Here is a 26612-nt window from a genome sequence, read left to right on the forward strand (position 1 = left end):
TGGTATGGTGACTATAGGCCAATTCCCATAGGCAAGAGATAAAGCCTTTCTTTCCACTACAAATAGAGCCAATTGACTGATTTTCTGTAGCAAATATGCAACCATCCAGTTAAATACAGTATTTATCAAACTGGCCCAGCGCCGTTGGAGTAAACGTCAAGTATCAAGGCTCCGGCATCTCAAACTCAATCCCATCCTCCGTGTACGACATCTTGGCAGACGCGCCCGTGCACTTGCCCTGCGGCTCGTCCGCCACATAGCGGCATTCGCTTTCCACGCTGCCATCCTCGCGCCAATACCGGGTCCAGCCCTGGCGTTCGCCATCGACATACTCGATCAATTGACGAGGCTTGCCACTCGCATACCAGGAACGCAATGCGCCCTCCTCGCGCGCCCCCTCGTTCCACAGTTTGTGCACGAGCATGACGCCGGCCCGGCTGAAACGCTGTTCGCTGCGCAAGACAAAGTGGCCGCTATGCGTGCGCTTGCTGGCGACTTTACCGTCCGGATAATATTCGACGCTTTCACCGACAGGCTTGCCGTCAACGTGGTTGGCAGTACGCTGCACCTTGCCATCCGGGAAGTAGCCGGTGCTCGGTGCTGACTGGATGCCGTTCTCGTACCGGCTGCGGCTTTCCACCGTGCCATCGGGATAAAATAGCAGCAGCTCGCCCTCCGTCTGGCCCTTGACCTGAGTCATGCGCGTGCGCAACTTGCCATCCTCGTCGAAGGTTTCCACCAGGCCATCGGCGCGGGCGCCGTTCTTGTACTGGCTGGCCTCGTTCAGCTTGCCCGTATCGTGATAGGTCCGCTGTTCGCCTTCCTGCACGCCATTGCGCCACGTGTTGCGCATGGAAATCTGGCCCTCAGGACGATACAGGGTCTGCACACCTTCCTGCACGCCGCGGCCATCCTGCTCCACCTGCATCTCGACCTGGCCATGCGGGTAGTACATGCTGTAGTTGCCCACCAGCTTGCCGCGCAGGTAATCGGGATCGTTGACCTCGCCAATCAGCCGCTTCGGCTCGCCTTCGCGCACGTGCACCACCTCGACTTGCCAGGTGCCGGGCGTCTTGCCTGGCGGCAGCGGGACGACCAGCGCATAGCGCGCATGTTCCTTGACTTCGCCGCGCGTCAGATTGTGATTCAGGTACAAGCGCGCCTTGCCATCGGCACAAGCTTGCGGCTCACAGCCGCCCAGTTTACCGACATCGGGCATGCCGAGAGCACCCACATTACCTGGCGCAGGGCAGAATTTGATACGCATCAACAAGGGCGTTTTGTCACGTATCAGCTTGGCCAATTGCTGCTTCATGGCGGCGTATCGCTGCGCGTCCAGGCCCACGGACACGGCATCCATCAGCACCTGCCTGCCGCCGCAGCCGCTGTCGCTGGCCAGGGTCAGCACATCGCCGTCGGGCGTCGCCTTGATCGCGCTGACCACTTGCCGCTGTTCGATCTCAGCGTGGGCCAGCGCCGGCAACAGCAGCGTTGCAAGCAGCACATGCTTCACAAGGCGCGCCATGCCTGCTCCTTGCGCTGCAGTTCCGGCGCTGGCGGCGCCTCGCCGCAGCCGCCCTGGGCCTTGCCGGCCACATACTGGCACTCGTTTTTCACGCTGCCATCCGCGTGCCAGCTGCGGCTCCAGCCGTCGCGCCGGTCGTTCACGTACTCGATCTCATGCTCGGGCTTGCCGTTCTCGTACCACGAGCGCGACGTGCCCTGCTCGCGCAGTTGTGCATCCCATTTCCGTTCCAGCACCAGCACGCCTTGCGGACTGTAGCGCTGGACGCTGAGCAGCCCGCCCTTGTCGCCATATTGCTGGCGGCTTTGCACCTTGCCATCCGGATAGAATTCCAGCGCCTCGCCCGTCGGTAAATCGTTGACCTGCGTCATCCTGGCTCTCACGGCGCCATCCGGGTAGTAATTCGTGCTCACGCCATTGAACTTACCGTTCTGCATTTCCGCGCGGCTGGAGATTTTTCCATCAGGGAAGTACGTGAGCATCTCGCCTTCCATCTTTCCACCGCGCAGCACATAGCTGGTACTCGGCTTGCCATTTTCATCAAACGTCTGCACGGGACCGTCGACACGCTTGCCGTCGCGGTACACGCTGGCCTCGCGCAATTTGCCCGTGGGGTGATATTGCTGGTGCGTACCTTCCGGCAAGCCATGGCGCCAGCTGCCACGCGAATCCAGGCTGCCATTGGGGTAATAAAGGCTGCTGACGCCCTCCTGCCAGCCCTTCCCGTCCTGCGCCACCTGTTTCTCGATCTTGCCGTTCGGGTAATATGTGACAAAGCCGCCCACCAGATCGCCGGAGGCATAATCGGCCTTGCTGACCTGGCCCGACAGGCGCAGTTTGTGCCCGGCCACACTATAAATGTCCACCTTCCACGTGCCAGGCAGTTTGCCTTTCGGCAAGGGTAACAGCAGCACATTCGGTGCGTTTTCCTGCTCGATGGGGTAGAAATGTTCGTGCAGGTACAGCCGTGCCTTGTCATCGGCGCAAGTGCTGGGCGTGCAGGCGGCGATCTCGCGCACGATGGGTGCGCCCCCACTTTCCGGGCATTTTTTCAGGGTGATGAGCATGGGCGTCTTGTCGCGGATACGCCGGGCCAGCTCGACTTTCAGCGCTTCGTACTTCGCCTCGTCCAGCCTGACCGAGTACGCATCCATGCGCACTTGCCGGTCGCCGCAAGCAGTCGTGCCCGCAATAGTGAACTCATCGCCGCCGTCGCGATCTGGTTTGGCCGCCATGGCTGTCACCACCAGGCGCTGCACGATTTCCGCCTGCGCCATGCCGGAGGTCAGCAAGGAGGCGCCCAGTAAGGCGCATATCGTCTTGATTTTCATGGTATCCCTTTAATTTTCCGCCGTGACGGCCACGCCGCCCGGCACGAAGCTGACCCGGCCATCGCGGTAGCGCACCAGCACCACCACCTCGGCATCCCGCAATTGACCGTGCTGCACGGCCGGCAAGTAGGTCCAGCGCTTGACGCTATCGAGCAGCACCTTGTTGAGCATCGGCTCCATCGGCAACTCGGCCGCCGCATAGGTCAGGGTGCCGTCGGCCGCGATGGTCAGGGTCAGGCGGTTTTCACCCGTTGCGTGCTTTTCGTCCAGCACGCCATACGCAACCGTCGTCATCGTGTCGCGCTGCACGCCGCCGACCTGGTCGCGCAAGGGCGGCATGGCCTTGAGTTTGGCCGCCAACAGCGCGCCCTCGGCCAGCACCTTGTCCCAGCGTTTCTGGTAATCCCACCCCTGAGCCAGGCGCAACACCTTGGCGTTCAGGTCCATGCGCTGCATCGTGCGAGCGACGCCGTTGTCGGCCGGTTCGCCCGGTTCCGCCGGCAAGGCGTTCTGCACTGCATAACGGTAAGCCGTCAGCTGCGCCAGCGCCACCAGATTCACGGCATCGCGCTCATCGCCGCCGCGCAGCAGGGCCGTGGCCGCGATGCCCAGCCAGGCTACGCCATCGGTGGGGCGTGCCCACACGGCTTGCTCGAAATACTGGCGCGCCGCCTGCGGTTCGTCCAGGCTCAGGTACATGCGGCCCATGGCCGCCGCCGCCAGATAGTCGCGCGGGTCGGCTTGCAAGTTGTCGAGATACGTATCCGACAATTCGGGGGCGTAGCCCGGCATCGACCCCAGGCCTTCCATCAAGGTGGTGCGCAGCCGGACGCGCATCGGGTCGCCAGCGTAGGTGGACGGCTTTCCTTCGCCGGCCCGGTACAACAGCTGCAAGCCGCGCGTAACGGCGTCGTCGTCGCCCTTGCTGACCGCTTGCGACATGCTGCGCACGGCCTTGCGCGCATCGGACGGCTGGAAACCGGCAGTCTTGCGCGTGCGCCAGCGAAATACTTCCAGGCCAGCCGCCTGGTCCGCTTGCGCCTGCAGGCTGGCCTTGGCCTTGGTTTCATCGGGCGATGAGGTCCAGGCCGTAAAGCCAATCAGGAACAGCACGATCAGCAGCACCACCACGGCCCAGCCCTTGCCGGAAATGCCGACCGCATTGGCCTGCCCACCGCCTGCAGGCAGCCGGACGGGCGTCTGCCCCGGCGCCGTATGATGCGCGCCGCGCGCGCTGCGCTGCTGCGGCGGCTGTTGCAACTGCATCTGCTGCGCCTGCACCGAGGCTTGCGCGGCCGCGCCGATGACCTTGTCGCGTGCGCACGCCGCGCAACCCTGGCCCGCGAAATGCTGGTGTTCGGGATTCACGGCGCAAATGACCAACTTGCCGCCGCTGCGCTGCGCATAGCCGCGCAGCAACTGCGCCCAGTCGGCCGCCGACGGCCGCTGCGGTGTTGGCGACTGCGAAAACGCGCGGTCGAACATGGCGCGCAGCTCGGGCGGCATCAGCCCATGGCCGCTGGTGGCGTTCGGCGCCAGCTGCTTGTGGCGTTTTATCCCATACGCATAGCAGCCGTCGCGGATGCGCCCGGGAATATCGGTCGCCACCTGCGCATTGCCGGGCCGCCCGCTGTACGGGTGGATGCCAAAGTTGAGCAACTGGAAGATGACGACGGCCAGCGCGAAACGGTCCTGCGCCATTTCCGTGCCCGCAGGCATGCCCTTGCGCTGGAATTCCGGCGCCAGGTAGTCGGCCGTGAATTGCTCCGCAGGAAACCGCTCCGCATGGCCCTGGATGCTGAAACCGTCGCAATCGAGCATGGCGATGTACAGCGAATCGCGATAGAAACGCAGGTTCACGGGTTTCAGATCGACCACATAATGCTGCTGCTGGTGCAGCGCATCGATGACGGCGGCCAGGTTGGCGGCCAGGGTCAGCTTGGGACCGAGTCCCGTGGGCAAGCCTGCCGCGCGCGCTTGCCGCTCCTGCATGATCTGTTCCAGCTCGGCCGTCTGCGCCATGTCCAGCAAGGGCATGACGAAACCGGCAAAACCGCCCTGGCTATCGAACACGGCCGCTTGCGGCCAGGCGATCTGCACGTAGCGCTTGCCGTTTTCCAACTGGTCCGGGAGCTCGGGCGACAGTTCCAGCATCGCTTCGAGCTTGCGCCGGTTGGCGGCCCGGTCCAGGTGCGGATGGTACAGCTTGGCCACCTGCGCTGGCGCGCCGGGCAACAGATACACGCTGCCCGCGCCGCCGCTTTTAATCAGTTTGCCCAGCACCAGCGTACGGACTTTGTCGAGCCAGATTTTTCCACCTGGACTCAGGCCGGGTGTCACACCTTGCTTCCGGCTCATGCGCGCAGGGCCAGCAGCAGGGTCTTGTCATCGCCCGTGATCTGGTGCGTGCGCGGGTCGGCCAGGGTGGAGGCCAGCGCTTCGTTGCCCAGCTCGACGCTGTCGACCGTGCGCAGGTAGCCTTGCACGGCATCCATGAACGGCGCGTACAGCGCCCCATTGTTCTTGCTCATGGCAAAGGGCATGCAGCCATCGGACATCAGCACGACGCCGCGCACGGACTGGGGAATCGGCAAAAGGCGCAGCTGTTCGCGCCAGCGCTCGCCGCTGATAAAGTAGGTTTCGTTGGCGTATTCGCCGTTGGCGGGCAGCGAGATCAGTTCGCCGCCGTCAATCAGCTGCGCCACGCCCAGGCCATCGCCCAGGTGGAAGAAGAAGCCGGTATCTTGCCCCATGACCACGCCGACCACGGTGGAAGCGTAGTCGTCGAGGGTGGCGTTGGCGGCGCGGGCAATGTCTTCCAGCGCGGCGCGGATCTGCGCCAGCGTTCCTGCCAAGGCACCGTCATGTAAGTCCTGCACGGTGGCGCCCTGCTCCAGCCGGCCGGCCAGCGCCTGCACGGTGTGCGCGGCAACAAACTGCGCGCCCTGCTCGCTGAGCCGGGCCGAACCGGCGCCATCGCAGACGATGGCCACCAGGACGTCACCCACGACGGCGTGCGCGTGCGCATCCTGGCAAGGGATATCCTTGTCCAGGTGGGCCTTGCCCGTGACGGAGGCGCCGAACACGCGCCAGCTATTCTGTACCGCAGTCATGGATCAGGTATTCACGACGGACCAGCCGTCCGTCGAGGCCAGCTGCGCCTGCGCACCGGGACGCGATTGCGACACCACTTGCATGCTGGCGCTCAGCCACAGGAACAGTTCGCGGAACTGCAAGCCTTTCAGCTGCTTGACGCCACGCTCGCCACGGCTGGAAAACTGCCCCAGGGTATCGATATTCGCATGATCGCCCACGGCGATGGGGAAGATCGCCACTTTATTGGCTTGCTCGGCCGCGCGCGCCTGTTCGGCGCCATGCTGCCAGCGGTCCGTCGGCTCGCCGTCCGACATCAAAAACAGCCACGGCCGCGTGTACGCCACGCCTGCCTGGCGGAAACGCTGCTTTTCCTGCTCGATTTCCGCCAGCGCCAGTTCGACGGCGGCGCCGGTCGGCGTGGTGCCGTTCGCGTCCAAGAGGGGCGCCGTGAAATCCATGGCGTCGCACCAGTTGCTGGCCACCACGGCTTCATCGTGGGCGCCATATTGAATCACGAGGATGCGCACGCGCTTGGCGGCGATGACATCGGACTTGAGTTCCTGTTCCAGCAAGGCCAGGCCTTCGTTGAGCAGCGAGACGGGCTCGCCAGCCATGCTGCCGGAGCAGTCCAGCACGAGCACCAGTGGGGTGCGTTGTTCGGTATTGTCGACCAGGGCGACGTCGGGGATCATTATGGAGGTCATGTAATTTTGATAGAGTTGCGAAATAGCCTAGCCCCGAAGCTTACCCTATGGATATGTTTTCCATGCGTCCGATTGCTTGGGATTGCAGCATGCGATATCAAAGTAATAATTTTTAGGGATTTTTTCGTCCCTCACCCATCGCGCAACCGACGAACTTGCTCTGAAAGCAACAACCTCGTACACTGCGCCATTCAGGTCGCCCGGTAACGGCCAGCCGCAAACCATGGATTGTTTTACTTGGGGACTAAATGGGTTTCATGCAGAATCGCATCGCTTGTATAGGTTTATGCCCCCTATATTCAATAGGGCATGCTGCGAAAATATGCACGGCAATCGCGGATGCAAGTACAGCTGAATTCCCGGCCTTGATTGGCAGTGTTGCACCATGATTTTTGTGCCGACATCCGCAGTGCTGGCCGCCCTTGCCTTGCCCTTGCAATAAGCAAACTTGATGATGATTTCAATCACCAGCCTGGAAGAACTTGAAGAATTCCTTGGAGAAAAGCTGGACCAGTTCGCTTCTGGGCCGCCAATCGCGCATCCCGGGCTGCGCCTGTCGCAGGTGTGCAAGCAGGTGGTGCTGGATATCCGCAACGGCAACGCCACTGCCGTGCGCGTCGCCTGTCGGGTAATCACAGAAGACCCTCGCATGCCCTTTGGCAAGCTCATCAAGAGTGCTTTCGCCAGGGCGTTGAAGCAACGTGCTGACCTCCTGTCCGAGATGCAACGGCATGGCTTGACAGCGAAAACCGTTGCGTTGCTGGAACTCGACTTCTGTCCGCGAGAAACAGAAGATTATTGCAAATTAATCAAAAAATTTGACCCGGCCGAGTTGCTCGCCCGAATCGAGGACGTGCTGGCCACGGATGCGAAATCGCGCATGCTCCTACAAAGCCTGATTGCCGACGGAGCGCGACGGACAGCCGCAAACTAGCGGCACTATTCCCAGATGATTTCCAAGGGCACGCCCGGCTCCATTTCCGCCTCCTTGCCGGAAAGCGGATATTTTCGATGCCCCAGCGAGTATTTGGTCACGAAGACCTTGTAGCCGCCATCGTGAAGAAAATGCACGACGAAGCGGCCAGCATTGGCGGGAGCATACGGAGGAACCGCCACCGTTTGCTCCACGCGGACATCCTCGCCGTTTTTTACCGTATGCATGGCGACGGCCGCCGTCATCCCAGGCTTCCATAGCGCCGGTATCGAAAGACAGCAAGTCTCTCCCCCTCCGCCTTCGCCGGGAGCAAGATACCCAGCCTCCGCCGACGAGCCATCGGCCAGTGTTACGGTATAACTGCCGACGCCGTATTCGCCATGGTTGTAGGCCGTCAGGCTCACGGTGATTTGTCTTTCACTCTTCGCACAGCCGGCATTCAAAAGCAACAAGACCATGCACACGAAACAGGCGGCATAGCTATTTTTCGAGAAAAATATCATTTAGCCCTCACAGGGAACCGCATGTGCATGACACTTCTGCCCCTTGCCCGTTGCCGCATGTGACACCGCCATGCAAAGACACAGGAAACCGATAAAAAGCGGTTTCATCGAAAAAATGCTGCTTGCCATATGGTTCCCACCATCATCGCGCATGGATGCGTCCGTCCATACATCATCTGTTAACGGACACATAATTTCCTATTTCGCCGCATACGCATCCCACAACGGCGGCCCCGCCTCCCAAACGGTATTCGGCAAGGCGTGCAGGGCATCGTAAAAGGCGTCCACCGAGGCGGGCGGATTTTTCATCAGGGCCACGAACTGCGGCTGCTCCATCGCCTTGCCCGACGTGTACAGCGCCAGCACCACGTATTGCGACTGCCGGTCGAGGTCGTCGATTCCCGCATCGAGCGCGCGCTGCTGGTATTTGGCAACGAAGGCATTGAGGATGCGCGGCGGCGTGTCATTCGTTTCATCCGTGATCACGCGCCGCAGATGGCTGACCAGTTTGGCGGTATCGGCAGGCTTGACTTTCACCTGCCGTGCTGCGCTGGAGGCTGGCGGCGCCACCTTGTCGGCAGCCTGCACCACGGAGTGGCTGCCGATAAACGCCAGCGTCAGGCACAGTGCCAGCGCCGGGAGCGTCGTCAGGTAATGCTTGCTTGATTGCATGAAAACTTTCGCTAAGTGAATGGCATGCGACGCCCGTCCCACGCCAGGAGTTTATATTTTTGATAATTTTTTATTGTATCGGGGAATTTTTAATCCGGGAGCACGATTGCATTGGCAGCGCCGCATTGCGGTGGTGCAGCGTTTGTACTATCTTGATAGTTGCCCAGGACAGATGGCAGCGACCAGCCCCTCCTCACAAAGGCGGGGCGGATCGCCGCGCAAGACCGCCCTTACCCAGTTCCGCACCTGCACGCCTGCGGCACACTGATGTCATCAGGAAATAGGGGCAAGCATGGACACAGGTACGGCAACGGCGGATGTGGGCAAACTGATCGGCGCCATGTACGACTCGGCCTGCGGCACAGGCGAATGGCCACAGCTCGACAGCGCCGGCCTGAACGGCCAGCAATGGCGGGAACTCCTGCCGCATCTGCAGCGCGCGCTCAGCCTGCAGCAGCGCCTGCGCGAAGCGCAGCTGGCCAGCCACTGCGCGCTGGCGGCGCTCGACGCCATGGGCGCTGCCGTGCTGGTGCTCGATGCCAACCTCACGTTGCGCTTCGCCACCCCCGCCGGACACGCCCTGCATGTGGCACAGCTGGAACCGGCCGCTCCGCCCGCCCTGGTGCGCGCCGTGCGCCTGGTGATCGCCAGCGCCGGTGGCGCGGCGCAATGCCAGTCACTGCGCCTGGCGCGCAAGCAGCAAGCGGCGCTGGCCCTGACTGTCACCCCGCTTGCCGATTGCCAGCCCACCTGCGCGCTGCTGATCGCGCGCGACCCCACAAAAACATGCACGTCCGTCCCTGCCTTGCGCCAGCTGTTTGACTTGACGCAAGCCGAGGCGCAAGTAGGCAAGGCGCTGGCGCAGGGGGCCACCATCGAGGAAATCGCCGCGCAGGGCGGCATCAGCGTCAACACGGTCAAGACGCATCTGCACCACACCTATTTAAAGACGGATACGCGGCGCCAGGGCGAACTGATCGCCCTGATCCATGGCGCCACGGCGCACCTGGCCGTACTCGATGCATGAGGCCGTGTCATCCGATCGGATGATGCGCGGTGCATCTTGCCTGCCTACACTGGCAAGACCGGTAGCCCGCGCCTTGCCAGTGTGACAGCAGCGCTTGCGGACCAGCCGGTTCGGTTCCCCTGGCATCCGCATCAAACTCGCCGCGCCGGCAGCGGACGGCACCAAAGTTCAAGGATGGGTAAAAAAATGAAAACATGGATCTTGGCCGGCACCCTGGGCGTCTGCGCCCTGCTGGCAAATGCGCAAACGCTCCCCGACAGCCAGACCGTCGTCATTCCAGGCGGGCGCCTGCAAACGATCGAATTGCCGGCACACAGGCATTTCATGAGTGCGGAAAGGTTTGCGCCGTTCCGCGGCGGCTATGAGCTGGCGAACGGGCAAGTGCTGTATCTGCGCAATGCGGGCAACATCGGCGCCATGATGTATGCGCGCATCGACGACCAGGAAGAACACCGCATCATCGCCACCGGCAGCGACAGCTTCGTGGCGCTCGACCAGCAACTGGCCATGCGCATCGACTTGCGCGACGACGGCAGCGTGGGCGGCGAAGTGCTGATGCGGGTGCCGGCCGAAAAACTGGCCAGCGGCGCCATCGTGCCAGCCCACGTGCAAAGCATGGGCCTGGCATCGCGCTAAGGCGGCAGCGGGATTCCACATGGGGTGGCAGCCATGAGCAAACAGTATTCTGTCCAGCAGCAAAACGCGCTGACCCAGGCCGCCATCAAGCAGACGGCGGCCTGGTGGCGCGCGCGCCCCCTGCCCGACGCCCTGTGCCAGTGCGCGGCCAGCCATGGCGTGCCGCTGGGCACGGCCCTCATGCTCGACCTGCAACTGGCCTGGCCCGGCATGCCCGCCGTGTACGGCAAGCTGCTAAGCGCCGACGGCCACTTCATTCATTTCGAGATGGATCTGGACGACCACCTGCGCCCCCTGCCCGGCAGCGTGGCCTGGGACGACATCAGCGCCCGCTACGACCTGGCCGCACACAAGCGCGGCACGGGCGTCGGCTATGGGGTGTTATGCAAGAAAGTGCTGCAGGAATTGAATCGCGGCGCGTCCTAACGGTACGGCTGCCTTCGCATGCTATGATCGCCGTCCAGTTCATGAGACAAATGGCAACGGCACATGCGGCATTCACCCGGCAACAACCCGATCTCGACGCTGCTGCGCGGCATCCTGCGCCTGCTGGCCTGGCCCTTGCTGGCCCTCGTCAGCGCCGCCTGCACCAGCACCACGCGCCATCCGGCCAGTGAACCCACGCAAGTCATCCTGCGCTTTACCTATGACGACGGCAAGCCGATGCGGCATGACAATTACTTGGCCCAGGCGCGCCAGCAAACGTATATCAAGTACTGCAGCAAGATAGGCAGCACCACTGTCTGCGACGTCGGCTCGGATCCACTCTTCATGGGTGGCGACGCGCCGCTGGACGCCAACGGCGAAGTGCGCGTCACCCTGCACTCGACCGGTCCCATCGGCAACAATCCGACCAGTCTTTGCATCAAGGGCAAAGGCTACGTCTTTGATTCCGGCGACTGGAGACGCGGTCCGTTTCACCATGGCCAGGTGATCGAGATCCGCTACAGGATCAGCGAAGTGGAAATGACGTGCCCCTGGTCATCGGGCACGCCGCCGTGGTGGGACAAAAATTAAATTAGCCAGCCGAGGCCGGCTGGCTTAACAGTTACTGCAGCTCGAACTCGCCTGGATTCAAGCCCAGCTCGCGCGCGATCTTGCTGGCCACGCGCTGCTCGTTGGCATCGAAATTGCCGTCCGACGAAGCGACGGCGATGATCATGCGCACCAGCAGACGCGACGCCTCCACATTCGACTTCATCTTGCCCAGCGCCTGATACGCCTTGGCTTCGCCGATATCCTTGTCGAATTCCAGCTGACCGACATAGTCCTGGAACGCCTTGATCACGTCCGTGGTGGTAAACACGGACAGCGCATCATTGCTTTCAATAAACTTCACCATCTTCTGCTTCTCTTCCGCACTGACGCTACCGTCGGCCATGGCGATCAAGGCCGACCCCGCCATCGCGGCGTTCAGAAAATCCTTGTTCTTGTACTTCAGTGCTTCGGTTTTCAGTTCACTTGCTTTGGTCTTCAGTTTGGACAGAAAGGAATCGAAACTCATGGGGTTCTCCTGGTTGGTTCGAATGCGGCAGCGCTACAGGCTACCATTGCAACCCAGATGAGGGCGCGGGGGTGAAATGCAAGCACTGGGAGCGCGCTATGCCCCGATACTGGCATGGCCAAACCCAAGCGCAAAGGCCGGGGTCAGTCACTTCGTGATCGTAGTGTCCCCCATTGGGGGACACTACCCCTGTCGGGTCTGACCCCAGTTTCTGCATTAGGGGGGAATTCAGCCAACGCCACACTAACGCGCATAAAACACCACAAAAGCTAGATCACGTGATAATTATTTTCTTTGCAGTTGAAAAATAAGTAACTCCATGGCAGCATGGAATTACTTTTTCTTTACTGCAAGGTTGTGATGGACAAGCAATTGCTGTTGATTTGCGCACTGACGTTCATCATCCACATTATCGGCACCCTCGCCTACTCCGTGCGCATCGCCGGCATCCGCACGCGGCGCATCGCCGTGTCGTTGGCCCTGTTCAGTATTTTGATGCTGCTGTCGCGCACTTCAAATTCCTTCCTCGGGCCATTCCTCGCCAAGCGGGTGGAAACGGGCATAGACCAGCACGTCGCCGCCAGCACGCTATTGCTCGACTTCCGCTGGCTGCTATTTTCCGCCAGCCTGGCAACCATCCTCGGCGCGATCCTGATCCCCACCTTCCAGCGCGCCTTCTGCCGCGCTGTCGAGCACTTCCAGGTACACAGGTCGGTACCGAAACTGCTGCTGCACGCCGTCTTCAAGGGCGGCCTGTCCTACCTCAAGACCTCGGCCAGCCTGCCCAAGCCCGCCAACGTCACCGGACTGCGCCAACAATCCGGCGTCTCCGTCTCCATGACAGCCATGAACGTCATCGCCACGGCATTGTGGACGGTCGGTGTCTTCGCCGCCTTGTACGCAGGCGTGCTGGACCCCAGCGTGAGAGTCACCTCCAGCACGCTTTCATCGATCATCAACGGCGGCGCCACCATCATGATGGCCGTCTTCATCGACCCGCACATGTCGGGCATGACGGATGACGTCATCGAAGGCAAGATCGAAGAATCGCAATTCCGGCGGGCGGTGGTATGGCTGGTGGGGAGCAGATTCGCGGGGACGCTGATTGCGCAGTTTTTGCTGGTGCCGTCGGCGGTGGTGATTGTGGGGGTGGCGAAAAGTATATAACGATTATAAGAAAATCCTAGCAGATTGAATTTCTCATTTAGCAACCTACTCATTCATAAGGAATGATTTCTTGAAAGAAAATATGCGTCCTCAGATCGAATTTAGCCATGTTTTAGGCGAACTTTCAGTAAATAGAAATGATCCATGTGAAGTTCTTAGAGAATTGATATCAAATTCCTATGATGCAAAAGCGACCCATATGGTATATGTACCACTAAAAGATCGACAAGGATTTATCTTTCTTGACGATGGAACTGGGTTGGATGACGAAACAAAAATTAATGGCATAACACCATGGGAAGCATTTTTCTCAATAGGAAAATCAACAAAAAAGCAAGGTGAAACTATTGGCTATAAATGTCAAGGATCAAAACTATGCTTTGCATGTGCACGAATTTTAGTTGCAACGACTCCTGACAAAAATAAGGGGACATGGAAATATAAGACCATTGACAACCCAAGAGCCAACCTCGATACCAACTTTGATATTACACCAATTATTTCAAATAACATAAATGAAATTCTTGATTCATTTATACATGCAGCAACCGCAGATACAGCTACAGCAATCTCATATATTAAAAATGCAATAGAAGACAAAAACCTATCACCTTCCATAACCCTTGTTCTCATTGACCATTTAGAGACTGAAGCATACCTAAAACACTTCACATTTAGCTCATCGCCAAATGAATCCTATGTTCAAAATTACATTCAATTTTACACTCGACACGGGGACGTTCGACATTTAACAACAACACAAGGTTTTACAGCAAGCCAACGTCAACAAGTCACATCCGGCCTAAGGGCAGCTGATTTTACATTATTCGCTGACGAGCACACATCAAAAATACCATTTGGATATCCATATCTTGAGAAAGGTAATATTGATCCAAGCTTAAAAGGTCCTGCACAAATTGCACGCTTAAGAGATGGTAGATTTTTTAGTCGATCAGCAAAAAAATTTAGCGTCGGACCAAATAAATTTTCAATTATTTTAGCAATTGATGGGAATCGGCGTGCACATGACGAGTATCCAAATCTAGGAAGAAAAGGCCAAGGAAAGTCTGGAATCAGGCTAAGTGATCAAAGAGGCGTATTCATCTCAGTTAAAGGTATAAAAATCTGCAAATATCCCGACATTTTAACAAGAATAGATGGCTACGAGGTTTTATCTGAAGGGGATGCTGCGAGCCATTACTCTTTAATAATTGACGGAGACTTTGATTTAGTAACAAATAGAAGTGCACTTAGTAAGCGAGCATATGATACTTTGACCGATCCAAATTTTGTCTCTGAAATAAAAAAATTCCTAGATACACAATTCACAACTGACTATACGTTTGCGGAATTACTTTCCAGACTAAGAAGAGAAAGCTCCGAAAATTTGCTTAATGAACAAATTGAAATGTTGGAGTTAGCAAAATCCAACATTAAATCCCGGGAGAGAATTAGAATAACTGACTCCACAGGAGAAAAACACCTATTCTTATCCCCTCAACCTGGCGAAGAGTACTTGGTCGGAGTGATGTACTCTCAACTTTCTGCCCTCACTGGGAAAAACAAAGATTTTGAAAAATATTGGCGAAGGATCATAACCTTTTCAACTCAAGGCATAGATAGCTTAGGGTTACGCGACGAAAACGCGAAGTTGCCGCTACATGAAAAAAATATTTGCTCTATCGAGTACAAGTATGAATTTAACAACTTTGGCCCATTTAATCATGCACTTGCAGTCGTTGATTTTATTGTTGCTTGGGGCGTGAATGTCGACGAGGACAAACCCGTTAGAGATACATTTACATGCTTCGGAAATGTACGAAAAATACCTGGAAATACTTTCGAATGGGAAATTTTCGATATTGAGAATACCGACGGTGGAACATATGAAAACAAAATTACTGTAATTAATCTTCGTGAACTCATCTCAAACAGCTTCGATTGCAAATTCACCAAGCCGTAGAAAAATTTAGGTCATATCTTACAAAAAAAGCCGCTGTCTCCCGACAGCGGCTTTCTCATTCCCACCCCAGCAGCAGCGCCTTGAACTTCAGCGCTGCCCCGCAAGCGAGCTAATTACCCCACAAACTTCCGTGCATTCCTGAACATGCGCATCCACGGCGAATCCTCGCCCCATGCTTCAGGGTGATAGGACTGCTGCACGCTGCGGAATACGCGCTCCGCGTGCGGCATCAGCACGGTGAAGCGGCCGTCTGGCGTGGTCACGGAGGTGATGCCTTCCGGCGAGCCGTTCGGGTTGTACGGGTACGCTTCGGTGGCGGCACCCTTGTTGTCGACGAAGCGCATGGCTTTGGTGACTTGGGTGATGTCGCCCGTTTGCGAGAAGTCGGCGTAGCCTTCGCCGTGGGCGATGGCGATGCCGGCTTGGGTGCCGGCCATGCCGTTGAAGAAGATCGATGGCGAATCCATCACTTCGACCATGGCAAAGCGGCCTTCGAATTTCTCCGACTTGTTGCGCGTGAATTTAGGCCAGGCGTGGGCGCCAGGGATGATGGATTTCAAATTGCTCATCATCTGGCAGCCGTTGCAGATACCGAGGCCGAAGCTGTCCGTGCGGTTGAAGAAGCGCGCGAACTGTTCCGCCAGGCTGGCGTTGAACAGAATCGTCTTCGCCCAGCCTTCGCCCGCGCCCAGCACGTCGCCGTACGAGAAGCCGCCCACGGCGATGACGCCCTGGAAGTCGTCCAGTTTGACGCGGCCGGCAATCAGGTCGCTCATGTGCACGTCGACAGCCGTGAAACCTGCCTGGTGCATCACGTACGCCGTCTCGATGTGCGAGTTGACGCCCTGCTCGCGCAGGATGGCGACACGCGGACGCACGCCGGTGGCGATGAATGGCGCGGCGATGTTCTCGTTCTGGTCAAACGTGACGATCGGCGACATGCCCGGATCTTGCGTGTCCAGCAGGCGGTCGTATTCCGCGTCCGCGCAAGCTGGATTGTCACGCAGGCGGGCGATGCGCCAGCTCGTTTCGCTCCACAGGCGGTGCAGTTCGGCGCGTGGCTGGGTGTAAATCAGCTTGGCGTCGCGCGTGAATTCGATCACGTCGCGGTCATTCAATTTGCCAATGATATGGCTGCAGGCGCCCAGGTTGAAGGTGCGCAGCACGTCCATGACGAGCGACTTTTCTTCCGCGCGCACCTGGATTACGGCGCCCAGCTCTTCGCTGAACAAGGCGCGCAGGGTCAGTTCGTTGCGGCGTTCCGCTACCTGGCCCGTCCAGTTCTTGGCGTCGCCCCAGTCGCTGGAGTGCTCGCCTTCCATGGTCAGCATGTCCAGGTTGACGGACATGCCCGTGTGGCCGGCAAAGGCCATTTCCGTCAGGGTGGCGTACAGGCCGCCGTCCGAACGGTCATGGTAGGCCAGCAGCTTGTCGTCGCTGTTCAATTTCTGGATGGCGGCGAAGAAGCCTTTCAGGTCTTCCGCGCTGTCCACGTCAGGCGTCTCATTGCCCAACTGGCCCATGACTTGCGCCAGAGCGGAAGCGCCCAAACGGTTCTTGCCGCGGCCCAGGTCGATCAAGATCAAGGACGTGTCGCCCTGGTCCGTTTTCAGCTGCGGCGTGAGCGACTTGCGCACGTCGGTCACTGGCGCGAACGAGGAAACGATCAGCGACACCGGCGACGTGACGGATTTCGCCGCGCCCGTGCTCTCGTCTTTCCACGTCGTGCGCATCGACAGCGAATCCTTGCCGACCGGGATGCTGATGCCCAGCGCCGGGCACAGTTCCATGCCGACGGCTTTCACCGTGTCGTACAGGGCCGCGTCCTGGCCAGGCTGGCCGCAAGCGGCCATCCAGTTGGCGGACAATTTGATGTCGGAGATGTCGCTGATTGCTGCGGCGGCGATGTTGGTGACGGCTTCGCCCACGGCCATGCGGCCAGAAGCTGCAGCGTCGATGACGGCCAGCGGCGTGCGTTCGCCCATGGCCATCGCTTCGCCCAGATAACCTTCGAAGCTCATGGTGGTGACGGCGCAATCGGCCACCGGCACTTGCCATGGTCCCACCATCTGGTCGCGCACGGTCATGCCGCCTACGCTGCGGTCGCCGATGGTGATCAGGAAGGATTTGTCGGCCACGGTCGGCAGCAGCAGCACTTTTTGCGCCACATCCTTCAAGTCCATGCCCGTCAAGTCAATCGCCGGGAAATCGTTGGCCACGTGGACCACGTCGCGCTGCATCTTCGGCGGCTTGCCCAGCAAGACGTCCATCGGCATGTCGACCGGCTCGTTGCCCAGTTCCGGGTCGATCAGTTTCAGCTGACGCTCTTCGGTGGCCACGCCCACGGCGGCGAACAAACAGCGTTCGCGTTCGCACATGGCTTTGAACAGTGGCAGGCTTTCCGGCGCGATGGCCAGAACGTAGCGTTCCTGCGATTCATTGCTCCAGATTTCCTTCGGCGCCATGCCCGATTCTTCCAGCGGCACTTTGCGCAGGTCGAAAATCGCGCCGCGCTTGGCGTCGTTGGTGATTTCCGGGAACGCGTTCGACAAGCCGCCCGCACCCACGTCGTGGATCGAGATGATCGGATTGTCCGCGCCCATTTGCCAGCAGGCGTTGATGACTTCCTGGGCGCGGCGTTCCATTTCCGGATTGCCGCGCTGGACGGAATCGAAGTCCAGGTCGGCCGTGTTGCTGCCGGTGGTCATCGACGAAGCGGCGCTGCCGCCCATGCCGATGCGCATGCCCGGGCCACCCAGCTGCACCAGCAGGCTGCCGACGGGGATGTCGTTCTTGTGCGTGTGCTGCGCCGAGATATTGCCGATGCCGCCAGCGATCATGATCGGCTTGTGGTAGCCGAACACGGCGTCTTTGTCGACGCCGACGTTCTGTTCATACGTGCGGAAGTAACCGCCCAGGACTGGACGGCCGAATTCGTTCGAGAACGCGGCGCCGCCCAGCGGGCCTTCGATCATGATTTGCAGCGGCGAAGCGATGCGTTCCGGTTTGCCGTACTGGTCCGCATCCGTACGGCCCGCCAATGGCGCCGTTACGGAAGCGGCCGTTTCCCAGCTGCGCACGGCGTCCGGCAGCGACAAATTCGATACCGTAAAGCCGGTCAGGCCAGCTTTCGGCTTGGCGCCGCGGCCCGTCGCGCCTTCGTCGCGAATCTCGCCGCCCGCGCCCGTGGAGGCGCCAGGGAATGGAGAAATGGCCGTCGGGTGGTTATGCGTTTCCACCTTCATCAGGGTGTGCGTCAGTTCCGTCGACGCCGCATATTCGTGGTTGGCGCCGCGCGGGTAGAAGCGCGACACGGTCGCGCCTTCCATGATGGACGAGTTGTCGCTGTAGGCGACAACGGTGCCCTTCGGCTGCAGTTCGTGCGTGTTCTTGATCATGCCGAACAGCGACTTGGGCTGCGCCACGCCGTCAATGGTCCAGTCGGCGTTGAATATCTTGTGGCGGCAATGCTCGCTGTTCGCCTGCGCGAACATCATCAGTTCCACGTCCGTCGGGTTGCGGCCAGCCTTGGTGAAGGCGGCGTCCAGGTAGTCGATTTCGTCTTCCGACATCGCCAGGCCCAGTTCCGTGTTCGCCGTTTCCAGCGCTGCCTTGCCCTGCCCCAGCAAGTCGATCGATTCGAGCGGGCGCGCTTCCAGGGTGCGGAACAGGTCCTTGGCGTCGTCCGCGCTGCGCAGCACGGATTCCGTCATGCGGTCGTGCAGCAGGTCGGCCACGGCCTGTACCTGCTCGTCCGTCAATTTGCCGGCGCCAATGGCGCTGCCCAGGATGCCCGATTTCAGGTTGATGCGGAAAGCGATGCCGCGTTCGACGCGCTTGATGTGCGCCATGCCGCAGTTGTGCGCGATGTCGGTGGCTTTCGAGGCCCACGGCGAAATCGTGCCGAAACGGGGGATGACGAAGAATTCTTCGGCAGCGCCTTCCGTATTGTCAGCGTGGGCCGGCTCGCCGTACGTCAGCAAGGCGCCAAGGCGCGTGCTGTCGTCATTGGTGAGAGGCGCGCTGGCATCGATGAAATGGACATAGCGTGCTTGTACGGCAACAATCGCAGGCGAGACGGCTTGCAGTTGGCTTAACAGACGGTGGCTACGGAAATGGGACAGGGCATTGGAACCCGGCAGTATCAACATGATTGGAAGGTGGTTGATGCAGCGTGGCTGCGGGTTAAAGGTAGGTATGACAATATCTTTCGTACGGCAAATTTCCTTTGCGCGCATTATACCCGTTTTACCCCTGCCTTATGACCGGAACTTGGGGCTTTGCCACCCTTTTGCCCCGCACAACGGCAGTTTTTGACACGGCAACAACACCCTCAGGCTTACCTCAGGCGATCACATAGCGATTCTTGCCCTGCCGCTTGGCCAGGTACAGGGCCTCGTCGGCCAGCCGGTAGCTGTGGCCCAGTTCCTTGCCCCGGTCCAGCTCGGCCACGCCCACGCTGATCGACACGAACTGTGCCGCATGGAAGGCCGCGCTGACGGCCTCGACCAGGCCGCCGGCAAAGGCGCCCGCATCCTCGCGGCTGCCCGCGTAGACAATGCCGAATTCCTCGCCGCCCAGGCGCCCGCACAGATGGCCCTGCGCCTTGTCCGCGATGATGGCGGCCGTGCGCACCAGTACCTCGTCGCCCGCGTCGTGGCCCTGCTGGTCGTTGATGATCTTGAAATCGTCGATATCGATCATCAGGAAATACAGCATGCCGCCCTGCGGCGCGCCATGCATCTGCTGGGCGCGCTGCGTGAACATGCGGCGGTTGTTCAGACCCGTCAGGCTGTCCTGAAAGGCCAGCCGCGTCAATTCCAGCTTGGAGTGATAGTTGCGCAATCGCAATAAACTGAAGCTGACATTCAGCGCCAGCCCGAACAGCACACTGACGGCGATCATCAATGGCGCCCAGGACTGGTCGGGCAAGCCTGCGTTGACGGGATACAGGCCGTGGCCCACGTTCCACCACACGCCGGCCACCACGGCCAGGTAGCTGAGGCCGCCATTGAAGATGGAGGCGATGGCCAGGGTCATGAATACGCCCACGGGCAAGACCCAGAAGCTGGCGTGATGGACGGCATCGGCCATGGTGCGCAGGCCAAAGGTCAGGGTCAGCACGGCGCAGGCGCCGGTAATGGTCAGCACAGGCAAGGTGGTGCAGCGGTAGCGCACGATCAGGCTGGTCAACATGCCCAGCAGCGCCAGCACGGCGTGCGAGAAGTTCGGATGATAGGGCTCGGGCATCATCAGCCAGGTCAGGCTGTAGGCAATGATGCCCAGCAGCTGCGTGACCATGCCGACCCGGTGCAGCTCCGCAAAATAGGTGTGCTGCTGTTCGCTGTTGCCGCCAAAGGCAAGGGGGACGGCAATGCGCCGCAGGGAAGAAAGGTCAGGAACACGCATACGGGTATCGACACCAGAAAGAAGAAAAGCGCCCGGTACAGCCTTGCGCATGCCTGGCCGCAAGATTGCGCGGCATCCAACACTAGTTGTAATTAGGATACTATCATGCTAGTCAACTATGTGCTGAAATTTGCGCCCCCGTCAGCCGCGCACCGGGCGTCGACGCCATGAAATACAACGCCGCACGCCATAGGAGGCGTCCTGCGCCCTGCCCCGCGCCCGATTGCATGCATTTTGCTGGCAGTGTCGACCGGCTTTGCAGTATGCTGATAAAAAATAGTAATGCCAGGCAGATACATATATAAGAAGAGTTCCCGCAATGACCGAACAGATGAACGAGAGCTGAACAATGCCAGAAACTAGCGATTTATCTGTCCTGATCGTCGACCCGAACCCCAGCATGCGGGGCAATCTGCACAATATGCTGAACCAGGCGGCCATCACCAAGGTGGAATATGCCGTCAATTCCGGCACGGCCATCCGCCTGCTGACGAAGAAACCGTTCGACATCATCCTGTGCGAATACGATCTTGGTAGTGGCACGGACGGCCAGGATGGCCAGCAATTGCTGGAAGACTTGCGCCACCACAAGCTGATCGGGCTGTGGACGATCTTCATCATGCTGACCTCGGAAGCCATCCACAGCAAGGTGATCAGCGCGGCCGAGCTGACCCCGTCCGACTACATATTAAAACCGTTCACCGTCGATGTGCTGAGCGGACGCATCGCGCGCGCCATCGAGCGGCGCGCCATGTTCCTGCCCACCTACCAGCTGATCGACAAGGGCGACTTGCGCGAAGCCGTGAAAAGCTGCCGCGCGGCCGAGCTGCAGCACCCGCGCCTGGCGGGCGATTTCGTCCGCCTGCGCGCCGAGCTGCATATCGCGCTCGATGAATGGAAGGAAGCGGAACAGCTGTACGGCGACATGCTGGCCACGCGCCCCATGGCCTGGGCCCACCTGGGACTGGCGCGCACCCTGTTCGAGCAGCAGCGCCACGAAGAGGCGCAGGATGCGCTGCTGGAACTGGTGGAGGTCTATCCCCGCTTCATGGCCGCCTATGACCTTCTTGCGAAGAACCATGAAGCCATGGGCCAGCAGCTGCAGGCGAAGAAAATCCTCGAGGACGCGGTGGCCATCTCGCCGCACATGGTGCGCCGCTTGCGCCACCTGGGCGGCATCGCCTATGACACGGGCGACATCGGTGCGGCCGAACGGGCGTATAAACAGGTGGTGACGAAAGCGAAGTACTCCGAATTCCGCGACCCGGAAGACCACGTCAACCTGGTCAAGACGCTGGTCAAGAAAGGCGATGCGCCGCAGGCGAGCGGCGTGCTGCGCGACATGGAGCGCTCGCTGCGCGGCGGCGCCAACGTGGAAGCGTGCCGCGCCATCTCGGCCGCCATGCTGCATGAACTGTCGGGCAACGACATCGCCGCCGCTGGCGAACTGCAGCTGGCCGCCGCCGCCCTGGACACGGCGCGCGGCCTGTCGACGCAGCTGAAGGTGGGCCTCGTGCAAAGCTGCCTGAAAAACAACCTGGAGCAAGCCGCGTCCGACGTCATGATGAAACTCGTCAACGAGGCCGACAGCGATGTGACGATGGAAGCGGCCGTCGACGTGTTTGAAAAAGCGGGTCGCCATGATCTGGCGCAAGGCATGGGCCAGCAGATCACGAACCAGGTGCAGGAACTGATGCAGGATGCGGCCAGCAAGTCGGAAAGCGGAGAGCTCAAGGGCGCCGTCTTCGTGCTGCGCCAGGCCCTGCGCAAGACGCCAGGCAACCTGCCCGTGCTGTTCGCCTCCGTCGACGCCATTTTGCGCCAGCTCAACATGCTGGGCTGGGAAGCCCCGCTGGCCGAACAGGCGCAGCACCAGATGCAGGTGATCCGCAAGATCGATCCCAAGCATCCGCAGCTGGAGTCGCTGAAGCAGCAGTATGCAGCCACGCAACACAAGTATGGTATCGCTACTTGACACTATTACAAACCGATTGAACGCCCGCAGGCGGCCAGAAGCGGACGGCCAGAAAGATGGGCTGTATGTTGCCGCGCCTCGGACACATCAATTTAGGTGCGGTCTGATCTGACGATCGGCTCCTTGGCCTACTCCTTGTGACGAATAGCTTCGACAACAATCCGAAGTGCCCTCGATTCGTGGCGGCGGCTGGGATAGTAGGCATGGAGGCCAGGAAACTTCCCGCACCAGTCTTTCATGACGCTGATTAATCGGCCTTCCCGTATGTGCCCCGCCACCAGGTCTTCCGTGACAAACGCCAGGCCATTACCGCTCAAGGCCGCTTGTACCATGGGTATGGCGCTGGTAAACACGGCCTGGCCGCGCACCCGGGCTTCCACGTTGTGTCCATCATGCTGCAGTTCCCATGCGTAGATGCCGCCACTGCTTGCCAGCCGCAGCGTGATGCAGTTGTGCTTCATCAAATCTTGCAAATTGGCAGGTTGCGCATGCCAGGAAAAGTAGCCAGGCGAACCAACAATCATGGTTGGAATGTCGGGCGTGAGCCGCACGGCAATCATATCCTCCGCCACCTGGTCTCCATACCGTACTCCGATGTCATAACGGTCCGCCGCAATATCGATCAGCTTGTAATCGGATTGAATCTCGATATTCAGGTCTGGATATTGGGGCAGCACCGGTGCCAGCCTTGGCCACAGCAGAGTATCAATAACATGGTCGATGGCAGTGATGCGCACAGTACCCGCCGGCTTGCCATTCAAATCGCTGACAGCAGCGATTTCGGCATGCACCTCATCAAGCCGCGGCGCGACATTGCTCAGCAGGCGCTCGCCTGCTTCGGTCGGCGAAACACTCCTGGTCGTACGATTGAGCAGCCGCACGCCCAGCCGGGCTTCCAGATCCCGAATGATGTGACTGAGAGTGGACTGGGACATGCCTAGCTTGATGGCGGCACGGGTGAAGCTGCGTTGGCGAGCGACCTCGAAAAATATAAGAATATCAATAATATTATCTCTGGCCATTTGAACAATTCCTGAAGCCGGCTGTTAAGGGTATCCCGTCGTATTGCCTTGCAAGCGATGATACCAACTGGAATGTGCGATTTTTAATATAAATATACAGAGTATTCATGGCTCCTGCACATATGCCTGTTCGAGATTTCGGTGCGCAGGTGCCTTAAGCGCGACGTACGATGCACGTCAACGCATACCAAGTGCCCCATACCTAACGAACTGGAGAAGCAGACATGACCATTGATGATGTTGCACGCCGTGATTTCCTGAAGACTGCTGGCACCGGCATGGCCGTGCTTGGCAGCCTTTCCGTTGCCGCTAGTCCAGCGTTTGCCGCCAGTAACCGGCCAGTGCCGGACATATCGAACAACGCTGACAACTTCTACAGGAGCGCAACAGTCGCTGGGCGCAAGGTCAGTTTCAACAACCAGTATCAGATGCAGATCGTCGGCGATCTGTTCATGCCCAAGGATCTCAACCGCAATACCAAGCATCCCGCGATCATCATCGGCCACCCGATGGGCGCGGTAAAGGAGCAAAGCTCGAATCTGTACGCACAGAAACTGGCCGAACAGGGTTTCGTCACCCTGGCCATCGATCAGTCGTTCTGGGGCGAAAGCGCCGGCCAGCCGCGCAATACGGTAGCGCCGGACATCTACGCCGAAGCCTTCAGCGCGGCGGTGGACTACCTGGGCACCCAGACATTTGTCGACAGGGAACGGATCGGCGTGCTCGGCATTTGCGGCAGCGGCAGTTTTGTCATCAGTGCCGCCAAGATCGATCCGCGCATGAAGGCGATTGCCACTGTCAGCATGTATGACATGGGCGGGGCCAACCGCAATACGCTGCACCACTCGCAGACGCTAGCGCAGCGCAAGCAGATCATTGCCGAGGCGGCGCAACAGCGCTACGTGGAATTTACCGGTGGCGCCATCAGGTACACCGGTGGAACCGTGCACAAGCTCGATGGGAATACGCATCCAATCCAGCGCGAGTTCTACGACTTCTATCGCACCTCGCGCGGCGAGTTCACGCCAGCAGGGTCGTCGCGCGAACTGACGACGCACCCGACGCTGGCCAGCAACGTCAAGTTCATGAACTTTTATCCGTTCAACGACATCGAGACGATTTCCCCGCGTCCCATGCTGCTCATCACGGGCGACCAGGCGCATTCCCGGGAATTCAGCGAAGAGGCTTACCGGCTTTCGGCCCAGCCCAAGGAACTGGTGGTCATTCCAGGCGCCGGGCACGTCGATCTGTATGACCGGGTGAAACTCATCCCTTGGGAGAAGCTGAACGCATTCTTCCACAAGAATCTGGCATAGGCGCATACCATGACAGCACCAATAAGCAGCATGCCTCCAGATGGCATGCAGGGGCATGCTGACGCTGGTACGCAGGTGGCCATGTGGGGCGGGGTCTTCGCCATGACGCTGTGCGTTTTCGCGCTGATCGCCTCGGAATTCATGCCCGTCAGCCTGTTGACGCCCATGGCCAGGGATCTCCGCGTCAGCGAAGGACTGGCCGGACAGGGAATTGCCATATCCGGGGCATTCGCCGTGCTCACCAGCCTGTCGATTTCCACAATCGCCAGGAGCATGAATCGCAAGATGCTCCTGCTGGGGTTGACAGCATTGATGGCCGTCTCCGGGGCCGTCGTCGCGATGGCGCCGAACTATGTCCTGTACATGGCGGGACGTGCGCTGATCGGCGTGGTAGTTGGCGGCTTCTGGTCTTTGTCGGCCGCCACCGCGATGCGCCTGGTGCCCTCCCGTCAGGTGCCGCGCGCGCTGGCCGTGTTCAATGGCGGCAATGCGCTGGCGACCGTCGTCGCCGCGCCCTTGGGCAGTTACCTTGGGTCCATCATCGGATGGCGTGGCGCTTTCTTTTGCCTGGTGCCAGTGGCCATGGTTGCCTTTGTCTGGCAGTGGATCAGCCTGCCTTCCATGCCGCCCCAGGCTGACTCGGCGGCCTCCCGAAACGCCTTCAAACTGCTTCGGGATCCGAAGGTTGCCCTGGGCATGCTGGCTGTCAGCACGTTTTTCATGGGGCAGTTCGCCTTGTTCACCTATTTGCGCCCATTCCTTGAAAGCGTGACGCGCGTAGACATATCCACGCTGTCGCTGATACTGCTGGTGATTGGCGTTGGCGGCTTTATCGGCACCACCGTCATCAGCAAGTGCCTGAAGTGGAATTTTTCCCGGACACTGGTTGCCATTCCCATCCTGATGGCAATGATCGCCGTGACGCTGACCATCTTTGGCAGCAAGGTTGCAGCCGTGACGGTACTGCTGGGCATCTGGGGCGTTGTCGCGACCGCTGCGCCGGTGGGCTGGTGGTCATGGTTAGCTACAACGCTGCCGCGCGAGGCAGAGGCAGGGGGCGGGTTGATGGTTGCCGTTGTGCAACTCGCCATCGCCCTCGGTTCCACGATCGGCGGCTTCCTGTTCGACAAGAGCGGATATCAGAGCACGTTCATTGCCAGCGCCGCCGTCCTGCTGCTGGCTGCCTTCCTGACCTCGCGCTCGCAAGCGCTGCAGGCAAGCTGAGCCTTCTACCAACGAAGGGGCAAACAATGATTACACGCAAGCTAGCGGTTCGCAACGGCGCCCAGCATCAGTAACCAGCATGAGCAAGCGCCGCCTATCCGGAGGGCTGCATAAGCTGGGCCTGTTGCTATGCTTGCTACCCTTCGGCGCTTGCGAAGCCCGACAGCCGTCCGCGTCCGTGCCATTCGCTCTTGCCCCGGTTGCGGCTAGCGCATCCCTGAGGCCCGAGGGGGCGCGCATGTGGATGGTCGTTGGGGAACATCGCTTCGTCGCCACCTTGTCCGACAACGTGACCGGGCATGCATTTGCCGAGATGCTGCCGCTGACACTGGATATGGCCGAACTCAACGGAAACGAGAAGCATGCAGATCTGCAAAAGGCGCTGCCGGCTAACGCGAGCAGGATGGAAATGATCAGCAATGGCGACCTGTTGCTGTACGGTTCGAAGACCTTGGTTGTCTTCTATAAGGCATTTACTTCACCGTATTCCTACACAAACGTTGGTCGCGTGGCAAATCCGCTTGGGCTGGCCCATGCACTGGGTGAGCACGACGTTAGGGTCCAGTTTCTTGAATATAAATGAACGCCCACAAGGCTTGCACAA

At 59.6% G+C, this 26612-nt stretch carries 22 protein-coding genes; 11 read left to right on the forward strand and 11 right to left on the reverse strand.

The features are described 5' to 3' along the window. Positions 1 to 163 precede the first annotated feature (163 nt). The 5 genes from CSQ93_RS04155 to CSQ93_RS04175 are packed head-to-tail and all read right to left on the reverse strand — an operon-like array spanning position 164 to position 6656. Positions 164 to 1525: a toxin-antitoxin system YwqK family antitoxin gene (locus CSQ93_RS04155; protein ID WP_099376893.1), complete on the reverse strand. Its 1362-nt coding sequence runs from the start codon at positions 1523 to 1525 to the stop codon at positions 164 to 166. Further along, a complete protein-coding gene (locus CSQ93_RS04160) occupies positions 1510 to 2856 on the reverse strand; it encodes a toxin-antitoxin system YwqK family antitoxin (RefSeq protein ID WP_099376894.1) in 1347 nt (448 codons plus the stop codon). Before CSQ93_RS04160 ends, CSQ93_RS04155 begins: the two co-directional genes overlap by 16 nt. A 9-nt stretch (positions 2857 to 2865) precedes the next feature. Continuing rightward, a complete protein-coding gene (locus CSQ93_RS04165) occupies positions 2866 to 5214 on the reverse strand; it encodes a hypothetical protein (protein ID WP_099376895.1) in 2349 nt (782 codons plus the stop codon). Continuing rightward, positions 5211 to 5969: a PP2C family serine/threonine-protein phosphatase gene (locus CSQ93_RS04170; protein ID WP_099376896.1), complete on the reverse strand. Its 759-nt coding sequence runs from the start codon at positions 5967 to 5969 to the stop codon at positions 5211 to 5213. Before CSQ93_RS04170 ends, CSQ93_RS04165 begins: the two co-directional genes overlap by 4 nt. A 3-nt stretch (positions 5970 to 5972) precedes the next feature. Further along, positions 5973 to 6656 (reverse strand): vWA domain-containing protein, encoded by a 684-nt coding sequence (locus CSQ93_RS04175; RefSeq protein ID WP_099376897.1) that lies wholly within the window; start codon positions 6654 to 6656, stop codon positions 5973 to 5975. A gap of 451 nt (positions 6657 to 7107) precedes the next feature. Here CSQ93_RS04175 and CSQ93_RS04180 point away from each other — a divergent pair, with 451 nt between their 5' ends. Continuing rightward, positions 7108 to 7590: a hypothetical protein gene (locus CSQ93_RS04180; RefSeq protein WP_099376898.1), complete on the forward strand. Its 483-nt coding sequence runs from the start codon at positions 7108 to 7110 to the stop codon at positions 7588 to 7590. Positions 7591 to 7595: 5 nt separating this feature from the next. Here the strand turns inward: CSQ93_RS04180 and CSQ93_RS04185 are convergent, their stop codons facing one another. Together CSQ93_RS04185 and CSQ93_RS04190 are read right to left on the reverse strand one after the other, a co-directional pair. Then, positions 7596 to 8093, reverse strand: a complete 498-nt coding sequence (locus CSQ93_RS04185) for a DUF3304 domain-containing protein (protein WP_099376899.1) — start codon at positions 8091 to 8093, stop codon at positions 7596 to 7598. 198 nt (positions 8094 to 8291) lie between these two features. Then, positions 8292 to 8765, reverse strand: a complete 474-nt coding sequence (locus CSQ93_RS04190; RefSeq protein WP_099376900.1) for a hypothetical protein — start codon at positions 8763 to 8765, stop codon at positions 8292 to 8294. Positions 8766 to 9057: 292 nt separating this feature from the next. On the opposite strand from CSQ93_RS04190, the gene CSQ93_RS04195 reads away from it, so the two are divergent. The 4 genes from CSQ93_RS04195 to CSQ93_RS04210 all read left to right on the forward strand — a co-directional run bounded on the left by CSQ93_RS04195 (position 9058) and on the right by CSQ93_RS04210 (position 11445). Further along, a complete protein-coding gene (locus tag CSQ93_RS04195; protein ID WP_099376901.1) occupies positions 9058 to 9792 on the forward strand; it encodes a helix-turn-helix transcriptional regulator in 735 nt (244 codons plus the stop codon). Between the two features lie 186 nt (positions 9793 to 9978). Beyond that, positions 9979 to 10428: a hypothetical protein gene (locus CSQ93_RS04200; protein WP_099376902.1), complete on the forward strand. Its 450-nt coding sequence runs from the start codon at positions 9979 to 9981 to the stop codon at positions 10426 to 10428. Positions 10429 to 10461: 33 nt separating this feature from the next. Next, positions 10462 to 10854, forward strand: a complete 393-nt coding sequence (locus tag CSQ93_RS04205; protein WP_099376903.1) for a hypothetical protein — start codon at positions 10462 to 10464, stop codon at positions 10852 to 10854. A 63-nt stretch (positions 10855 to 10917) separates the two neighbouring features. Then, on the forward strand, positions 10918 to 11445 hold the full coding sequence (locus CSQ93_RS04210; RefSeq protein WP_099376904.1) for a hypothetical protein: 528 nt from the start codon (positions 10918 to 10920) through the stop codon (positions 11443 to 11445). A 31-nt stretch (positions 11446 to 11476) separates the two neighbouring features. On the opposite strand, the gene CSQ93_RS04215 is transcribed toward CSQ93_RS04210, so the two are convergent. Further along, a complete protein-coding gene (locus tag CSQ93_RS04215) occupies positions 11477 to 11932 on the reverse strand; it encodes a tellurite resistance TerB family protein (RefSeq protein WP_035818589.1) in 456 nt (151 codons plus the stop codon). A gap of 360 nt (positions 11933 to 12292) precedes the next feature. Between CSQ93_RS04215 and CSQ93_RS04220 the strand changes: the two genes are divergently transcribed. Continuing rightward, positions 12293 to 13099, forward strand: a complete 807-nt coding sequence (locus tag CSQ93_RS04220) for a lipid II flippase Amj family protein (protein WP_099376905.1) — start codon at positions 12293 to 12295, stop codon at positions 13097 to 13099. Positions 13100 to 13169: 70 nt separating this feature from the next. Further along, a complete protein-coding gene (locus CSQ93_RS04225) occupies positions 13170 to 15062 on the forward strand; it encodes an ATP-binding protein (protein ID WP_158301112.1) in 1893 nt (630 codons plus the stop codon). Between the two features lie 113 nt (positions 15063 to 15175). Here the strand turns inward: CSQ93_RS04225 and purL are convergent, their stop codons facing one another. Next, complete coding sequence (gene purL, locus CSQ93_RS04230; protein WP_099376907.1) at positions 15176 to 19213, reverse strand: phosphoribosylformylglycinamidine synthase; 4038 nt, start codon at positions 19211 to 19213, stop codon at positions 15176 to 15178. Positions 19214 to 19406: 193 nt separating this feature from the next. Further along, positions 19407 to 20471 (reverse strand): GGDEF domain-containing protein, encoded by a 1065-nt coding sequence (locus CSQ93_RS04235; protein ID WP_158301113.1) that lies wholly within the window; start codon positions 20469 to 20471, stop codon positions 19407 to 19409. 349 nt (positions 20472 to 20820) lie between these two features. Here CSQ93_RS04235 and CSQ93_RS04240 point away from each other — a divergent pair, with 349 nt between their 5' ends. Then, a complete protein-coding gene (locus CSQ93_RS04240) occupies positions 20821 to 22446 on the forward strand; it encodes a tetratricopeptide repeat-containing response regulator (protein ID WP_099376909.1) in 1626 nt (541 codons plus the stop codon). 128 nt (positions 22447 to 22574) lie between these two features. Here CSQ93_RS04240 and CSQ93_RS04245 read toward each other — a convergent pair whose 3' ends face one another. Then, positions 22575 to 23468 (reverse strand): LysR family transcriptional regulator, encoded by an 894-nt coding sequence (locus CSQ93_RS04245; protein WP_099376910.1) that lies wholly within the window; start codon positions 23466 to 23468, stop codon positions 22575 to 22577. A 224-nt stretch (positions 23469 to 23692) separates the two neighbouring features. Here CSQ93_RS04245 and CSQ93_RS04250 point away from each other — a divergent pair, with 224 nt between their 5' ends. The 3 genes from CSQ93_RS04250 to CSQ93_RS04260 all read left to right on the forward strand — a co-directional run bounded on the left by CSQ93_RS04250 (position 23693) and on the right by CSQ93_RS04260 (position 26591). Beyond that, positions 23693 to 24784, forward strand: coding sequence for an alpha/beta hydrolase (locus CSQ93_RS04250; RefSeq protein ID WP_099376911.1), 1092 nt, complete (start codon positions 23693 to 23695; stop codon positions 24782 to 24784). 102 nt (positions 24785 to 24886) lie between these two features. Continuing rightward, positions 24887 to 26008: an MFS transporter gene (locus tag CSQ93_RS04255; protein WP_199534268.1), complete on the forward strand. Its 1122-nt coding sequence runs from the start codon at positions 24887 to 24889 to the stop codon at positions 26006 to 26008. 238 nt (positions 26009 to 26246) lie between these two features. Next, complete coding sequence (locus tag CSQ93_RS04260; protein WP_099377132.1) at positions 26247 to 26591, forward strand: cyclophilin-like fold protein; 345 nt, start codon at positions 26247 to 26249, stop codon at positions 26589 to 26591. The last annotated feature ends 21 nt before the right edge of the window (positions 26592 to 26612 follow it).

Source organism: Janthinobacterium sp. BJB426, from assembly GCF_002735705.1.
Classification (GTDB): domain Bacteria; phylum Pseudomonadota; class Gammaproteobacteria; order Burkholderiales; family Burkholderiaceae_D; genus Janthinobacterium.

Excerpts from the sequence above, each read along its gene's own strand:
- CSQ93_RS04185 (WP_099376899.1), bottom strand. The coding sequence starts at position 8,093 with ATGATATTTTTCTCGAAAAATAGCTATGCCGCCTGTTTCGTGTGCATG.
- CSQ93_RS04170 (WP_099376896.1), bottom strand. The coding sequence starts at position 5,969 with ATGACTGCGGTACAGAATAGCTGGCGCGTGTTCGGCGCCTCCGTCACG.
- CSQ93_RS04240 (WP_099376909.1), top strand. The coding sequence starts at position 20,821 with ATGCCAGAAACTAGCGATTTATCTGTCCTGATCGTCGACCCGAACCCC.
- CSQ93_RS04220 (WP_099376905.1), top strand. The coding sequence starts at position 12,293 with ATGGACAAGCAATTGCTGTTGATTTGCGCACTGACGTTCATCATCCAC.
- CSQ93_RS04215 (WP_035818589.1), bottom strand. The coding sequence starts at position 11,932 with ATGAGTTTCGATTCCTTTCTGTCCAAACTGAAGACCAAAGCAAGTGAA.
- CSQ93_RS04190 (WP_099376900.1), bottom strand. The coding sequence starts at position 8,765 with ATGCAATCAAGCAAGCATTACCTGACGACGCTCCCGGCGCTGGCACTG.
- CSQ93_RS04195 (WP_099376901.1), top strand. The coding sequence starts at position 9,058 with ATGGACACAGGTACGGCAACGGCGGATGTGGGCAAACTGATCGGCGCC.
- purL (WP_099376907.1), bottom strand. The coding sequence starts at position 19,213 with ATGTTGATACTGCCGGGTTCCAATGCCCTGTCCCATTTCCGTAGCCAC.
- CSQ93_RS04165 (WP_099376895.1), bottom strand. The coding sequence starts at position 5,214 with ATGAGCCGGAAGCAAGGTGTGACACCCGGCCTGAGTCCAGGTGGAAAA.
- CSQ93_RS04235 (WP_158301113.1), bottom strand. The coding sequence starts at position 20,471 with ATGCGTGTTCCTGACCTTTCTTCCCTGCGGCGCATTGCCGTCCCCCTT.
- CSQ93_RS04175 (WP_099376897.1), bottom strand. The coding sequence starts at position 6,656 with ATGACCTCCATAATGATCCCCGACGTCGCCCTGGTCGACAATACCGAA.
- CSQ93_RS04245 (WP_099376910.1), bottom strand. The coding sequence starts at position 23,468 with ATGGCCAGAGATAATATTATTGATATTCTTATATTTTTCGAGGTCGCT.
- CSQ93_RS04160 (WP_099376894.1), bottom strand. The coding sequence starts at position 2,856 with ATGAAAATCAAGACGATATGCGCCTTACTGGGCGCCTCCTTGCTGACC.
- CSQ93_RS04260 (WP_099377132.1), top strand. The coding sequence starts at position 26,247 with ATGTGGATGGTCGTTGGGGAACATCGCTTCGTCGCCACCTTGTCCGAC.
- CSQ93_RS04210 (WP_099376904.1), top strand. The coding sequence starts at position 10,918 with ATGCGGCATTCACCCGGCAACAACCCGATCTCGACGCTGCTGCGCGGC.
- CSQ93_RS04200 (WP_099376902.1), top strand. The coding sequence starts at position 9,979 with ATGAAAACATGGATCTTGGCCGGCACCCTGGGCGTCTGCGCCCTGCTG.
- CSQ93_RS04180 (WP_099376898.1), top strand. The coding sequence starts at position 7,108 with ATGATGATTTCAATCACCAGCCTGGAAGAACTTGAAGAATTCCTTGGA.
- CSQ93_RS04255 (WP_199534268.1), top strand. The coding sequence starts at position 24,887 with ATGACGCTGTGCGTTTTCGCGCTGATCGCCTCGGAATTCATGCCCGTC.
- CSQ93_RS04250 (WP_099376911.1), top strand. The coding sequence starts at position 23,693 with ATGACCATTGATGATGTTGCACGCCGTGATTTCCTGAAGACTGCTGGC.
- CSQ93_RS04205 (WP_099376903.1), top strand. The coding sequence starts at position 10,462 with ATGAGCAAACAGTATTCTGTCCAGCAGCAAAACGCGCTGACCCAGGCC.
- CSQ93_RS04155 (WP_099376893.1), bottom strand. The coding sequence starts at position 1,525 with ATGGCGCGCCTTGTGAAGCATGTGCTGCTTGCAACGCTGCTGTTGCCG.